The following is a 14,010-nucleotide window of genomic DNA, read 5'->3' as shown; positions in this document are numbered from 1 at the left end:
CCGCCCGCTCCCTCCGTCGACCCGTCGGAAAACGCCCTCTCAGAGCCTTGAGAGGGCGTTTTCCGACGGGTCGACCGCTCTGCGCTAGGCCGAGACCTCCTCGGGGCGGGGGAAGCGGGCGAAGAGCTTGTCGAAGACCGCGTGGCGGTCGAACTGCAGCGCGTACTCCCGCGCCTCGTCGGCCCACTGCCGCCGCTGCTCCGGGGTCGTGTGCAGCACGGCCCGGTCGATGGCCGCGGCCACCGCGTCGGGGTCGTTCACGGGCACGACGATCGCGTGGTCGCCGATGGCCTCGCCGATGCCTCCGGTGAGGGTCGTGATCACAGGGCCGCCGCCCGCCAGCATCTTCTCGGCCAGGGCGATGCCGAAGGTCTCGACGAACTCGGGGCGGGGCTTCGACGGCAGCACGAAGGCCGCGCATCCGGCCATCAGGTACGGCTTCTCGGCGTCGCCCACATCGTCGAGAAAACGGATGCGGTGGGCCAGCGGCGAGGCCGCCGCCAGCTCCTGCAAGGCCTCGGCCTGGGGCCCCCGGCCCGCGATCATCAGGGGCAGCTCGGTGGTGCGACCGACCTCGCTGCGTTCGAAGCCGGCGATCAGGTCGTCGACGCCCTTCGCGTCGGTGAGCCGCGAGAGGAACAGCAGGTAGCCGTCGTCGACGAGCCCCCGCGACTCGAGCTCGGCGGCCTTCGCCCCCGGGTCGAGGTCGAGGTACTGGGCGGCGTCGATCGCGGGGTAGGACACCTCGATGCGCTCCCGGCACTGGTCGGCGAAGCGGGTGCCGTGCTGCTCGTCGACCCGCTCGGCCTCGCTGACGATGAGGTCGCGGGTGTACTCGGAGACGGCGACGCAGTGGTCCTGCGAGAGGTAGGAGGAGAGGATGTGCGCGGCCGCCCCGAGCCGGCCCTCCTCGACCGCGGTGCGCACCACGTTCGTGACGTCGCTGCCGACCGCCTCGGCGATGGTGGTGACGTTCACCGGCAGGCCCGTGCCCCAGGCGGCGCGCACGGCGTCGGCCACCGCGATGGTGTGCGGGCTGAGGTAGAGCGAGAGCGCGACCGTGGGCACGCCGTCGGTGAACAGCTCGACGAGGCGTCCCGTGATGCCGGCGAGGTAGCGGCCGTCGGGCACCTTGTAGTCGCCGACCGGGGCCGGGCGCTCGACGATGATGCCGTCGCTGTAGGGCAGCATCGAGTCCAGCGGCTTGAGCGGCAGGCCCGCCGCCTCGAGGCGGTCGATCGGCCAGGTGACGATGCGCACCTCGTCGAAGCCGCGGGTGAGGGCGGTCTCGGCGAGGTTGCGGCCCTCGACCGAGTGTCCGCAGATCACCGGATCGGCGCGCACCACGATGACCAGGCGGTTTCGGATGGGGTTCATGGGGTGTCTCCTGTCGTGCGGGCGGCGCCCGGCTGCTGCTCGGTGCTCGAGGGGGTGGCCGGTTCGGCCGGGGTCGGTGGGGTGGGTCGTTCGTCGTCGAGGTCGGGTTCGGATTCGGTCTCGACCGCACCGGTAGGGAGCTGGAGGGTGTCCTCCGGGGAGGCGGCGGGCGGAGCATCCGGAACCTCACGCGGCGTAGGCTGCTCCGGCTGGGCGGAGGGCTCGGTCTGCAGGGCCTCGGCCACGAGCGACGCCACCTGCTGCGCCGTCGCGAAGGCGGCCGCCGCCCCCGCCTCGGCCGAGGTCGGCCCCGAGGCACCCGCCGCGACCGGGTGCGAGGGCGGCACGTCGCGCGTGCCCCAGTCGCTCGGGGTGGGCCCGAGCTCGACGACCAGCTGCCCGCCGCGGTGCCACTCGTCGCCCGTCAGCCAGCTGCGCTCGAGCGGATGCCCGTTCAGCCACATCCGCTGCACGTACTGCACCGGCCCGCCCGCGACGGGCTCGACGAAGTTCTCGGTGCGGATGGCGAAGTCTCCCCCGGCCACCGCCACCGTCGACTCGCGGAACGACGGCGCGTTCACCAGGAAGAGGTTCTGCCCGGCGACCGGGAACACCCCGAGCGACGCCCAGACGAACCACGAGCTGAGCCCGCCCGAGTCGTCGTTGCCCGGCAGGCCGCCGCGGCCCGTGCCGAACTGCTGGTGCACGATGTTCTGCACGATCTCGGCGGTGCGGTCGGGGCGGCCGGCGTAGTGGTAGGCCCAGGGCGCCTCCATGTCGGGCTCGTTGTTGAGCCCCTCGAAGCGGCCCAGCACGTAGCCCGCGAGCAGCTCCTGGGCGTCGGGCTTGTTGCCCGGCTGCACCACAGGCTCGGCGCCGTAGCCGAAGAAGGCGTCGAGCTGCTCGACGAAGCGGTCGCGGCCGCCGCTCACCTCGATGCGCCCGGCCATGTCGTGCTGCAGCCGGAACGAGTAGTTGTAGCGGCTGCCCTCGTAGTAGGTCGAGTCCTTCAGCAGGCCCGAGGTGGGGTCGTAGGCGTTGATCCACCGGGCGGCGAGCGCCTCGAACTGCGCCGCGAGCGCGGTGTCTCCGACGTGCCGGGCGACCTTGGCGGTGCACCAGTAGCCGAACGCCAGGTCGAGGGTGTGGCTGATCGGATGCGCCTCCCCGCGCAGCAGGAACTCCTCGCCGTAGGTGCGGCGCAGGTCGTCGCTCATGTGCACGAGCGCCCACTCCCAGTCGATGCCGGGGAGCCCGGCCTGGCAGAGCTCGGCCAGGAAGGTGTGCGCGAGCGCGCTGCCCTGGCGCGAGAAGCGGTCGCCGCCGCGGGCGAGCCGGTAGCCGATCGGGAAGTTGCCCTCCTCCTCGCAGATCGTCAGCAGCGCGTTGGCCAGCTCGACCGCCTTGTCGGGGAAGAGCGTGATCAGCAGGGGCAGCTGGGTGCGGTAGATGTCCCACATCGTCGAGAGGTCGAAGGCGAACGGCCCCTCGCTCGGCCAGAACGGGCTCTCGGAGTCGGCGAAGCAGGGCTTGATCAGGGAGTGGTAGAGCGCGGTCGAGAACACCGTCTTGCGCTCGGGGCTCGGCGTCTCGACCGAGATCGTCTTGAGGTGCTTGCGCCAGGTCTTGCGGGTGCGCTCCCGGCGCGCCTCGAACCGGCCGGGGCCCGGTCCGCAGTCGGCGCGGAGGTTGCGCTCGGCCTGCTCGACGCCGCGCAGCGAGAAGCCGATGCGCAGCTCGATGGTCTGGCCCGGCTCGCTCGGGCCCGCCCACATCAGGCCGAACGGGCGCAGCGTCGTCGGCCGGATATGGTCGAGCGCCAGCTTCGTTCCGCCCGGCATCAGGCGCCGGTCGTACCAGAGCATCTGCCGCCACTGCGGGGTGTCGCACTCGATGTGCACCGCGATCGGCGCGCCCTCGGCGACGATCTCGCCGCGGGCGACCCCGGGCTCCAGGGTCTCGAGGTTCGCGCGCAGCGGGATGGTCGCGCCGTAGGGGATGCCGAGACCACCGAGCGAGAAGTCGATCACGACGCGGGCGTTCGAGTGCCGCGGGAAGGTGTACCGGTGCACGGCGCTCTTCGGCCCGACCGTGATCTCGGCGGTGACGCCCGAGTCGAGGGTGGCGGAGTAGTAGCCGGGGCTCGCGCTCTCCTCGGTGATGTCCCAGCTGCGGCCGAGCACGTCGAGCGGCTCGACCATCGGCGTGACGCGGAAGTAGTTGTAGTACTTGCGGATGGCGCCGGTGCCCGACTGCTGGAAGTGCGTGAAGCCGCTGGCCAGGAGGGTGTCGTGGATCGTGCTCGGGATGCCCTCGAGGCTCAGGTCGTAGCGGCCGTAGCCCGTGGGGTAGCCGCCCGAGTAGGCGCAGGCCGAGACCATGCCGAGCGGGTAGGTCGCGCCCGGGTGGGTGTTGCCGATCTGCGGCTTCGGCCACCACCAGGTGGCGGCGAGGCCGGTCTGGGGCGGGAGGGCGGTGGCCTCGGTGCCGATGAAGGGGTCGACGCGGTCGATCATGCGCGGGGGCTCCTTCGGGGTCGGGCGGGGTTCTGGCCGGCGGTGTCGGCCGTTGTTGCGGTGGCGGTCGTGCCGGAGGTGTCGGTCGTGGCTGCGGTGGCGGTGATCGTCGGAGCGTAGGTTCCGCCGGGTACCGCGCGGTGAACCGAAGGTGGACGGACGGCGAACGGATGCGACGGCCGGGTGCGGTGCGGTTCCATGGGGCTCCTCGTGTTCGTCTCGGGGTCGGGTCAGGGCGGGGGCGCGGTGAGCAGCTCGGCGCGTTCGGCGAGGTAGGGGCCGAGCGCGGTGAAGGCGTTCTCGCCGGGCTGCGCGTTCCAGCGCACCGCGACGGTGTCTCCCCGCATAATCACGAGCGGCGTGCGGTCGCCCGCCTGCACCGCCGCCGCCTGCGCGCGGAGGGTCGGCGGATCGAGGGCGAGCGCCACGGTGTCGAAGTTGACGGTGTCGCCCTCGGCGAAGCGTCCGTGGGCGGCACGCCGGTAGTCGCGGCGTTCTTCCGCCCGGGGGTTCTGGTTCGTGACGCGGCCGGGTTCGATCGCGCGGGTGACCCGGCCGACGCCGTGCAGCCGCGCATCCGTGTCGAGCAGGAGCACGCCGAGCCGCCAGACGCGACCGAGCGGCGTCATCACGGGGCCCCGCCGGATGCCGAGGATCGCGCGCCGCTCGTCGAAGCGGGCCAGGGCCTCGGTGCGCGCATCCGCTCGCTTCAGGGCCGCCACGGTGCCCGCGAGCAGGGCGTCGAGCCCGGCCGCGACGGCCGCGTCGCCCTGCTCGGTGCCCCCGGTGGTGCCGCTCATACGACGACGCTACCGGTCGCCCCGTTTCGCCCGTGTTACCGGATGCTCCCCCGCCCCTGTGCGTCGGGCCACGGCCACCCGAGGCCGTCGATCACCACGAGCCCGGCCACGGCGTGCAGGAGGGCGGCCGACGCCAGGGCGATCAGCTGCGCATCCGGCGGGAAGAGCACGAACAGGTAGACCCAGAGCCCGAGCACCAGCCCCGCGGACGCCAGCGCGACCGCCCACGGCGCCGCGAGCCGGAGCGCCCAGGCGAGCAGCAGCCCGAGCGCGGCCGGCACCGCGAGGAAGCCGCCCGAGACGGCTCCGACGGCCGCGCCGATCAGCATCGCGGTGGATGTCAGCCCAGCCGACCCGGTGCCGCCGGCGCTCGACGGGTCGAAGAGCTGTGGAGGCAGGAAGGCGATGAGAGCGAAGAACGACCCGAAGAAGGCACCTTCCACGATCCCGCCCGCGATCGCGAGCAGGGCGAAGAACGCGGCGGGCGCCCGGGCACCGCGCGATGCGATGCCCGGGCGCTGCGCCTCAGACGAGCTCACACACCGCCGCCGCCCGAGGCGCCGGCGTGGTCGGCGACACGCTGCCAGAAGAGCATCCAGTTCGCGGCGGCGACGTGGGAGTTGGCAATGTTCACCGTCGGACCGTTGTCGACCTTGACCATCGCGTGCACATAGAGATGAAGGTAGCCGCTCGGGTCGTTGTACCAGGAGAAGGTGATGAGCGAGCCGGCTCCGTCGAAGTGACCCGGGAGGGCGACGAACTGCATCGCGCCGCCGTTGGCCGTCTGCACCTTGACCGGGGCGGCGAAGGCCCGCAGTGAGAAAGGGCTCGCGTTGAGGTTGAGCACCTGGCCGTCGACGGGGTAGCCGCGCGGGGCGCCGAAGATCGGGAAGGAGCAGTTGAAGCAATTGTGGAGGAGGTGGCTGGCGGCGAGCTCGGTGGCCTTCGGGTAGCGCGCGCTGTAGAGCGGGAGCGCGGCCGAGAAGTCGTAGGAGTAGTACCAGTTGGGGTCGAGCAGCACCGGATAGGCCGTCTGCGCGTCGAGGTCGACGTGCTGGGTGAGGGTGTTCCCCGTCCACTCGTAGCGGGTCGGGAGGTCGCGGCCGGCCGCGTCACGAGCCCAGGGGGCGGCGAGGGTGCCGATGTAGTGGTGGGCGGCGTCGGCGAGGAGGGTGTCACCGTCGGGGAGCTCGGTGCGGGTGGCGCCGTCGGGGAGGTCGAACGTGTAGTCGAAGTCGCCTCCCGCGGCGGGGCCGGTGAGGGCGGTCAGCAGGCGCACGCCGTTCATCAGCGGCTGCACGTAGGCGGCGGCGCTCTGGCCGATCGCGAACGAGTCGATGCCCGCGTCGCCCGGGCCCCGTGTCGCCGGGCCGCGCGCGTCGTCGATGGAGAGGGAGATCGGGAGGCCGGCACCCTCCGTCTGCGGGGGCGAGAGGTCGACGACGGGGGCGCCGTCGCCGGTCGAGAGCCGCAGCTCGAACGGGCGGGCTCCCTGCTCGGCCGCGATGGCGTCGGCCTCGGCGGTCGTCGGCGGGCGGCTCGTCTCACCGAGCAGCTCGGGCGCGACCCGCCCGATGACGGCAGCGGGGTCGGTGAGCGGTGGGTTCGTGGTGGCGGCCGTCGCGGGGAGCGCGCCGGCGGGGAGGGTGATTAGGGTGGCCGCCGCAGCGGTCGCGACCACGGCCAGCGCCGCGGAGGCGCGCCGCAGCAGGGGTCGGTGGAGTCGTGACATCGAGTGACCTTTCGTCGGAGTGAACCGTTCCCCCGGCCTGTCCGCATGCACAGCTTAGACACATATGGCGTTCGTGCCACATGCTTTTCTGATTAATCCTCTGATTCTTTTTTCGCGTCGACGCCGGTTGTCGGGGGTCGGGTGCAGGGTCGTCCCAGGGACGACGAAGAGACCCGTCACCGCGCTGGCGCGCGCCAGCAGGGTGGGCGGTAGCGGGGTCTGAGAGGCGGGTCGGTCAGGAGGAGCGGTGCCACCCGGATGGGGTCAGGGTGTGGGGAGCGGCGTCGCCAGGGGGTCGCACTGGCTCAGGTCGGTCTGCGCGAGCGGCTGGCCCTCGGCGATGACGTAGGTCACGAGCAGCACCACGTCCTCCGTGCCCTCATTGATCCCCTCGTGGATGTACCCCTCGCCCTCCACGATCGAGTCCCCCGTCTCGTACACGTGCACCCCGCCCGGGTAGATCGGCGCATAGTGGGTCAGCTCGCCCTGCTCCACGACCGCGACGAGCTGCCCCGCGTGGCAGTGCTCCCCCGTGCCCGCGCCCGGCTTGATCGTGATGCGCCGGAACGCCACCTGTGTGGGCCCCGCGACCTCCACGTCGACGGCGGCGTCCTGCTCGCCCTTGCCGAGCTCCTCGACCACGATGGGCGCGTCGGTCGCGGGGGCGGTCGGCGTGGGCGTGACCGCGGACGTCGAGACGTCGGCCGTCGGCGTCGGGACGGTCGAGGCGGCGGTGTCGGAGGGGGCCGCCGCCGAGCATCCGGAGACCGCCAGCAGCAGGGCCAGCCCCGTCGCGGCGAGCGCCGAGCGCACGGCGGTGCGGGTGGAGCGGGGCGGGGTGTGCGTCATCGGGTCCTCCGAGCTCGTGGCGGGCGTGCCGCCGGGGCCGGCGCGTGCCCTCATGGTGGCAGAGCGGCAGCCCGGGCGCGGCGGCGGCCCGACCCCCAGTTCGGGTGCGATGCGCCGCGCCGACACCCCGGCGTCGCCCGGCTCCCCTACCCTGAGGGCGGATGCGGCACTCGCCGGCCTCGGGCGGTCGCGAGCGCGTGTCCCGGCGACGCGGGGTGCGGTCGCCGCCGAGCGAAACCGGCCCGGGAACAGTCGCATGTCCAGCAGGGACCTCCTCGATCGCCGCCGATCGGCCGGGCGCATCGTCGCGGTGGTCGCGGGCGTGCTGGCGCTCCTGCTCGGTGTCACGGCGGCGCTCGGGCTCTGGCTGCTGCCGCCCGTGCTCGCCGGCACCCCGCGTGAGCGGCTGACGACGGCCGCCCCGACGGTCACGGTGCACGACGGAACCACCGCGGCGACGCTGACCCCGGGCGCGGGCTGGCTGCTGCTCGGGGTCGGCCCCTTCCTGCCGACGGATGCCCAGACCCTCGTCTCACCCGACGACGCGTACCGGCTCGTGGTGACGCTCGCCCCCGTCCCCACGCCGCTCGCCGGGGCCGACCCCAGCTCCCCGCCCGGGCTCGAGCCGGACGCGCTCGAGGCGCTCCTCGCCCGCACCGGCGCGGCGGATGCAGCGTCGGCCGGCGACGACGCACCGACCGACCCCTCGGCCACGGGCGCCGCATCGACAGGGCCCTCGCCCACGGGCTCCGGCGGTTCCCGCGGTTCCGGCGCGCCACGTCCGGTCGCGGAGTGGAGCCGCGAGGTGCTGGCGAGCGGCGTGACGGTGAGTTACGCCGACATCGTCAGCGGTTCGGACACGACCACGGTCGCGCTGGTCGCCCCGCCTGCCGAGCCGGCCGGTGCGCCGGCGCTCGCCCTCGTGGCCACCGTGCCGACCACCGACGCCGCTCGCTACCGCACGGTGACCGCCGACCTCGCCTCCACCGCCGCGTTCACCCCCGCCTCGACCGTCACGCAGACCCCCACCGCGACCGCCACCTCGACCGGCGCGCGGAACCCCGTCGACGGGCCCGCCGCGCGGGACGGACGGGGGACGTCATGAGGCGGCGGGCGGGCACGGCCGTCGGCGCCGCCGTGGTCGTCGGGCTGCTGGCGGGATGCGCGAGCGTGCCACCGGCCGCCGGGCCGTGGGAGCCGCGGCACAGCGAGCCGGCCGTCGTGAGCGTGACGGTCGACGACGGGGCGACCACCGCATCCGGAACCACCGGACAGGCCGCGGTCGGCCAGTCGGCCCCCGGCTTCGACGCCCGCCTGCTCTACAACGCCGACCCGGCCTCGCCGGTCGCGGCGCGGTGGGGCGAGATCCCGGGGAACGCCGGCTTCACCGAGCTGCTGCGCGGCCGCGTGCTGGCCGCCGTCGCCGACCATGCCGCCGCGACCGGGGTGCCCTACACCTCCGCCGCCGATGCAGCCGAGCTGCCGCCCGAGACGCGGGGCTGCGTGGCCGGATCCACGTCGCAGCCCGCCGCCGACCTCCTCGCCGACCCGGCCTTCACTCCCCCGTCGAGCGCGGGCGCCCCCACGCTCACGATCACCTGCGAGGTCGTCGCCGGCGCCGGCACGGTGATCGCCGAGGCCCTCCGCATCGTCACCTCGGCGGCCGGCCAGGTCACCTCCGACGAGACCACCGTCTACTTCGCCGAGACCTCCGGGGCGTTCACCGTCACGAGCGACGCGTTCCTCAGCGACGACGGGCTCCGGCAGCTGCTCCGCGACACCGTCCAGTCGCTGAAGGCGGGCGCCGGGGCGATGCGGCCCGAGATGGTGCAGAGCACCGACGACTTCGCCCCCGATCAGCTGCGCGACCTCTTCTCGCATCTCGCCCTCGGCGCCGACGGCTCCCTCACCGTGCGGGTCGCCGCCGGATTCACCGTGCCCGAGCTCGACGCCCTCGCCGCCGCGCGCGCCGCCACCGACCGACCCCACGTCGTCACGGTGCCCGCCGCTCTCGCGACGCCGCTGCTCAGCGAGCAGGGCCGGCAGATCCAGGCGGCGCTCACCTCGGGCGCCCCGCTGAGCCTGCCCGCCGCCGGCTGGCGCGGTGACGAGACCGTCGACTGCGCCGTCTTCGCCTGCGTCGCCGTGACCTTCGACGACGGCCCCGGCCAGTACACCGGCGCCGTGCTCGACGCCCTGGCCGAGCGCCGGGCCGCGGCGACCTTCTACGTGCAGGGCTACCGGGTCGAGCAGAATCGCGGGATGCTCGTGCGCGCCGACGCCGAAGGCCACCAGATCGGCAACCACACCTGGAACCACCCCGACCTCACGAAGCTCCCGGACGAGGAGGTGAAGTCGCAGCTCGAGCGCACGAGCGCCCTGATCAAGGCCACGATCGGCGCCCCGCCCAGCACCTTCCGCCCGCCCTACGGCGCCGTGGACCAGCGGGTGCTCGGTGACACCGCGCTGCCGGCCATCCTCTGGACCGTCGACACCCTCGACTGGCAGCTCCCCGACGACGACGTGCTGCTCGGCCGAGCCGTCACGAGCGTCGACCCCGGCGACATCATCCTGCTGCACGACGTGCACGAGAACACGGCGCGGATGACGCTTGCGATCCTCGACGGGCTGCTCGGGCGCGGGTTCACGCTCGTCACGGTGCAGCAGCTGCTCGGCGGCACGCCGGCCGCGCACACGACGACGCGCGCACGCTGAGCTCGAGGCCTTGACGCCGCGTTCGCCGAGGTCTAACGTACAACCAAATGGTTGCACGAACGATGGATCCCCCGCAGCGCCTCCGCGACGACGACGCCGACGCGGTCTTCCGGGCGCTCGCCGACGGCACCCGCCGTGACATCCTGCGGCGCACACTCACCGGGCCGCAGTCGATCAGCGCCCTGGCCGGGCGCTACGAGATGAGCTTCGCCGCCGTGCAGAAGCACGTGACGGTGCTCGACCGCTGCGGGCTCGTCGAGAAGCAGCGGTTCGGGAAGGAGCAGCTCGTCAGCGCGCGTGTCGAGCGCATCGCGCAGGCCTCAGGCCTGCTCGCCGAGTTCGAGCGGCTGTGGCGCTACCGCGTGGGCCGGATCGACCTGCTGCTCGACGGCGAGCCATCGGAACGTGCATCCGAGGAACACCCCTCGACTCACCCCTCAACCGACCCCTGAAGGAAGGAACGACCATGCCCGTCATCAGCACCGAGCGCGACACCGAGGCGCTCACCCTCACCATCGTGGCCCGGTTCGATGCCCCGGCCGAGCGCGTCTGGCAGGTCTGGGAGGATCCGCGTCAGCTCGAGCGCTGGTGGGGTCCGCCGACCTGGCCGGCGACCTTCGAGCGGCACGACTTCGTGGCCGGCGGGGAGTCGCGCTACGTGATGACCGGCCCCGACGGCACGAGGGCCGGCGGGTGGTGGCGTGCCATCGAGGTGCGGCCGACCGAGCGGTTCGAGTGGGAGGACGGCTTCGCCGACGCCGACGGGCAGCCTGATCCCTCGATGCCCGTGACGCACGCGGTCGTGACGCTCGAGGAGTCGGACGGCGTGACGACGATGACCACCGTGTCGACGTTCGCCTCGCTCGAGCAGCTCGAGCAGCTGCTCGCGATGGGCATGGACGAGGGGATGCGCGAGGCGATGGGCCAGATCGACGACCTGCTGGCGGGGTGATCCCCGTCAGTCGGCTCCGAGCGCCTCGAGCAGGGCGGCGGCCTTCAGCAGCACCTCGTCGTACTCCTCCTCGGGGATCGACAGGGCCGTGATGCCGCCTCCGACGCCGATCGTGGCGCGGGTGGGTCGCAGGGGTCGCGACGCCAGCGCGGGAGCGGGAGCGGGAGCGTCGAGCACGATCGAGCGGATGGTCATCGCGAGGTCGGCGCTGCCGTCACGGCCGATCCAGCCGAACGCGCCCGAGTAGAGCCCGCGGGCCCGCTGCTCGAGCCCGTCCAGGATCTGGACGGCACTCCGTTTCGGAGCCCCCGTCATCGACCCCGCCGGGAAGGCCGCCTCCAGCACCTCGGTCACCCCGGCACCGGGCCGCAGCCGGGCCGCGATCGCGCTCACGAGCTGGTGCACCCGCGGATGCGTCTCCACCGCCAGCAGCGACGTCACCTCCACGCCGCCCGGCACGCTCACCCGGGCGAGATCGTTGCGCATCAGATCGACGATCATGACGTTCTCGGCCCGCTCCTTGACGCTTCCCGCGAGGTCGGCGCGGAGGGCGGCGTCGTCGCGGGCATCCGTCGACCGCCGCCGCGTGCCCTTCACGGGGTGGGTCGTGACCGTGCCGCCCGAGATGCGCACGAAGCGTTCCGGCGACGAGCTGAGCAGGGTGACGCCGCCGATACGCATAACGCCGCCGTGCGGGGCGGGTGAGATCGCGCGAAGTCGGTCGTAGACGTCGAGCGGGTCGAAGCCGGTCGCGGATGCGGCGGTCACCTCGATCTCGGTCGACAGGTTGAGCACGTACGCGTCTCCGCGGGTGATGGCCGCCTGGCAATCGCGCACGGCGGCGAGGTACTCGGGGCGGGTGTCGCGCCAGCGCACCGTCGGCCGGACGGACGGCGCTGGCGGGATCCGCGGCGGGTCTTCGGTCAGGCTGCGGAGGGCGTCCAGAGTGCGCTGCCGCCAGGAGCCGAGCTCGCCCGTCCAGGAGGACGCGGCGGCGAGCAGCTCGACGCGGCGCGCGCCCTCGACGACCGGGCCCAGGGCCACGGCACGGTCGACCTCGAGGAACGCGGCGTCGGGATGCCGGGTGGGGCGCGCATCCGGAACCCCCATCGTCTCGCGGGCCACCTCGTAGCCCAGCCAGCCGACGAGACCGGGGCGAAAGGGAGGTGCGTCCCAGCCGTTGTCGACCGTGAAGGGATCGTGGCGCCATTCCTCCTCCCGGGCGGCGAGCGCCGGCAGCAACGGGCCGTCGATCCGCCAGCGCGGGCCGGTTCCGATGACGCTCCAGCCGTGCGCGTCGTCGAGCCAGAACGCGTCCGAGGACGGGTCGTCGTGCAGCGCCCGGAAGACGGCGGCGGGATCGAGGGTCGTGACGCCCGCGACGCGGTGACGCAGCAGCCGCGGTGCCATGACCCCGAGTCTGCCATGCCGGCGGGCCGGGGAACGGTCGGCTGGCCGGGGGTCGGTGGGCGGGCCGAGCCGGGAGGCGCATCCGGCCCCTCATCGGGTCGTTCTGCGGCAGCCCACCCCAGTACCTTCTCAGGCGAGCTGATTATTGTTCGCAGTACTACCACCCGGTACCCGCTCACGCCCGCCCCGCTCCCCGAAACGAGGAAAATTGGACGTCCCCGGATACGTCTGGACGCTGACCATCGTCGGCATCATCGGCCTGCTGGCCTTCGACTTCATCTTCCATGTGCGAAAAGCGCATGAACCGACGTTGAAAGAGGCGGCCATCTGGTCGTCGATCTACGTCGGCATCGCCATCCTGTTCGGCATCGGCGTGCTCGTCTTCGGCGGAGCCACCGCCGGCAGCGAGTACTTCGCCGGCTACATCACCGAGAAGGCCCTGTCGGTCGACAACCTCTTCGTGTTCCTGATCATCATGTCGAGCTTCGCCGTGCCGCGCGCGGATCAGCAGAAGGTGCTGCTGTTCGGCATCGTCTTCGCGCTGATCGCCCGCACCGGCTTCATCCTGATCGGGGCCGCCGCGATCTCGGCGTTCTCGTGGGTGTTCTACCTGTTCGGCGCCATCCTGATCGTCACGGCGATCAACCTGCTGCGGCCGCACGACGAGCACGCCGGCGACAGTCTCATGGTCAGGCTCGCCAAGCGCATGATCAAGACGAGCGACAACTACGACGGCGACAAGTTCTTCACGGTCGAGAACGGCAAGCGCGTGCTCACGCCGATGCTGCTCGTGATCGTGGCGATCGGCCTCACCGACATCCTGTTCGCGCTCGACAGCGTGCCCGCCATCTACGGCCTGACCGAGAACGTGTTCATCGTGTTCACGGCCACCGCGTTCTCGCTGCTGGGTCTGCGGCAGCTGTACTTCCTCATCGACGGACTGCTCGACCGGCTCGTGTACCTCTCGATCGGTCTCGCGGCGATCCTCGCGTTCATCGGTGTGAAGCTCGTGCTGCACGCGCTGCACGAGAACACGCTGCCGTTCATCAACGGCGGCGAGCACGTGCCGGTGTTCGAGATCAGCACGGGGCTGTCGCTGTCGGTGATCGTCGGCATCCTGGTCGTCACGGTCGTCGCGTCGCTGCTCAGCCCCAAGGGGCGCGCGCAGAACTTCGCGTCGGCGATCCGCCGGCACGCGACCGACGCGGTCGACACCACGAAGCCGACGCCCGAGCGTGCCGCCGCCTTCGACCGCCTGCGCGAGACCCACTCGAAGGCGTCGGCTCTTCCGCCGAAGCACCGCGAGGCCGTGCTCGGTGACGAGTCGCTGAAGTCGGCCGTCGAACGGGCGCACGAGGAGCACTCCTCGCGCTGACCCGCGTCTCCTCCTGCACATCCCGCGGCCGCCGCCGCTCGTCCACAGCTGTGGGTGGGCGGCGGCGGTTCGTCGTCGGCGCCGGTAGGTTCGGCGTGCCCTCGGGAATGGGCGGCGGAAGGAGGGGTGGGCGGTGGGTGGTCATAGGTCAGGTCGGCCGGGGCTGGGCTCTGGCGCGAGCGTCTTCATGTGCGCCTGCTTCGACTTCGGTCGAGGCCGACTCGACGGCTGGGGCGCACCGTGAGCCCGGAGCTCGTGCTCGCGTGGGGTGCGCTGACGGTCTC

Annotated in this window: 12 protein-coding genes; 5 read left to right on the top strand and 7 right to left on the bottom strand. The window is 72.7% G+C overall.

Annotation, left to right across the window (positions count from 1 at the left end; genetic code table 11):
• Nucleotides 1-84: 84 nt before the first annotated feature.
• From ITJ64_RS12045 to ITJ64_RS12020, 6 genes are all read right to left on the bottom strand, one after another.
• The gene (locus ITJ64_RS12045) at nt 85-1,377 is read right to left on the bottom strand and encodes a glycosyltransferase (protein WP_194681044.1); all 1,293 of its coding nucleotides are present in this window, start codon (nt 1,375-1,377) and stop codon (nt 85-87) included.
• Nucleotides 1,374-3,893 (bottom strand): glycoside hydrolase domain-containing protein, encoded by a 2,520-nt coding sequence (locus ITJ64_RS12040; protein ID WP_194681043.1) that lies wholly within the window; start codon nt 3,891-3,893, stop codon nt 1,374-1,376. The genes ITJ64_RS12045 and ITJ64_RS12040 overlap by 4 nt, the downstream gene beginning before the upstream one ends.
• A 230-nt stretch (nt 3,894-4,123) precedes the next feature.
• Complete coding sequence (locus tag ITJ64_RS12035; protein ID WP_194681042.1) at nt 4,124-4,693, bottom strand: hypothetical protein; 570 nt, start codon at nt 4,691-4,693, stop codon at nt 4,124-4,126.
• A 35-nt stretch (nt 4,694-4,728) separates the two neighbouring features.
• Entirely contained in the window at nt 4,729-5,232 is a 504-nt protein-coding gene (locus ITJ64_RS12030) for a hypothetical protein (protein WP_194681041.1), read from the bottom strand.
• The gene (locus ITJ64_RS12025; protein ID WP_194681040.1) at nt 5,229-6,425 is read right to left on the bottom strand and encodes a hypothetical protein; all 1,197 of its coding nucleotides are present in this window, start codon (nt 6,423-6,425) and stop codon (nt 5,229-5,231) included. Before ITJ64_RS12025 ends, ITJ64_RS12030 begins: the two co-directional genes overlap by 4 nt.
• A 264-nt stretch (nt 6,426-6,689) precedes the next feature.
• On the bottom strand, nt 6,690-7,274 hold the full coding sequence (locus ITJ64_RS12020) for a cupin domain-containing protein (RefSeq protein WP_194681039.1): 585 nt from the start codon (nt 7,272-7,274) through the stop codon (nt 6,690-6,692).
• 256 nt (nt 7,275-7,530) lie between these two features.
• On the opposite strand from ITJ64_RS12020, the gene ITJ64_RS12015 reads away from it, so the two are divergent.
• The 4 genes from ITJ64_RS12015 to ITJ64_RS12000 are packed head-to-tail and all read left to right on the top strand — an operon-like array spanning nt 7,531 to nt 10,941.
• On the top strand, nt 7,531-8,379 hold the full coding sequence (locus ITJ64_RS12015) for a hypothetical protein (RefSeq protein ID WP_194681038.1): 849 nt from the start codon (nt 7,531-7,533) through the stop codon (nt 8,377-8,379).
• A complete protein-coding gene (locus tag ITJ64_RS12010; protein WP_194681037.1) occupies nt 8,376-9,989 on the top strand; it encodes a polysaccharide deacetylase family protein in 1,614 nt (537 codons plus the stop codon). Before ITJ64_RS12015 ends, ITJ64_RS12010 begins: the two co-directional genes overlap by 4 nt.
• 47 nt (nt 9,990-10,036) lie before the next feature.
• A complete protein-coding gene (locus ITJ64_RS12005; RefSeq protein WP_370545170.1) occupies nt 10,037-10,441 on the top strand; it encodes an ArsR/SmtB family transcription factor in 405 nt (134 codons plus the stop codon).
• 14 nt (nt 10,442-10,455) lie between these two features.
• Nucleotides 10,456-10,941 carry an SRPBCC domain-containing protein gene (locus tag ITJ64_RS12000; RefSeq protein WP_194681036.1) on the top strand — a complete coding sequence of 162 codons (486 nt, stop codon included), beginning with the start codon at nt 10,456-10,458 and terminating at the stop codon, nt 10,939-10,941.
• Nucleotides 10,942-10,947: 6 nt separating this feature from the next.
• On the opposite strand, the gene ITJ64_RS11995 is transcribed toward ITJ64_RS12000, so the two are convergent.
• A complete protein-coding gene (locus ITJ64_RS11995) occupies nt 10,948-12,351 on the bottom strand; it encodes an anthranilate synthase component I family protein (RefSeq protein ID WP_194681035.1) in 1,404 nt (467 codons plus the stop codon).
• Between the two features lie 208 nt (nt 12,352-12,559).
• Here ITJ64_RS11995 and ITJ64_RS11990 point away from each other — a divergent pair, with 208 nt between their 5' ends.
• The gene (locus ITJ64_RS11990; protein ID WP_194681034.1) at nt 12,560-13,726 is read left to right on the top strand and encodes a TerC family protein; all 1,167 of its coding nucleotides are present in this window, start codon (nt 12,560-12,562) and stop codon (nt 13,724-13,726) included.
• Nucleotides 13,727-14,010 lie beyond the last annotated feature (284 nt).

The sequence above is a fragment of the Herbiconiux sp. VKM Ac-1786 genome (genome assembly GCF_015350805.1).
Classification (GTDB): Bacteria; Actinomycetota; Actinomycetes; order Actinomycetales; family Microbacteriaceae; genus Herbiconiux.
This window is presented reverse-complemented; position numbering and strand designations above follow the sequence as displayed.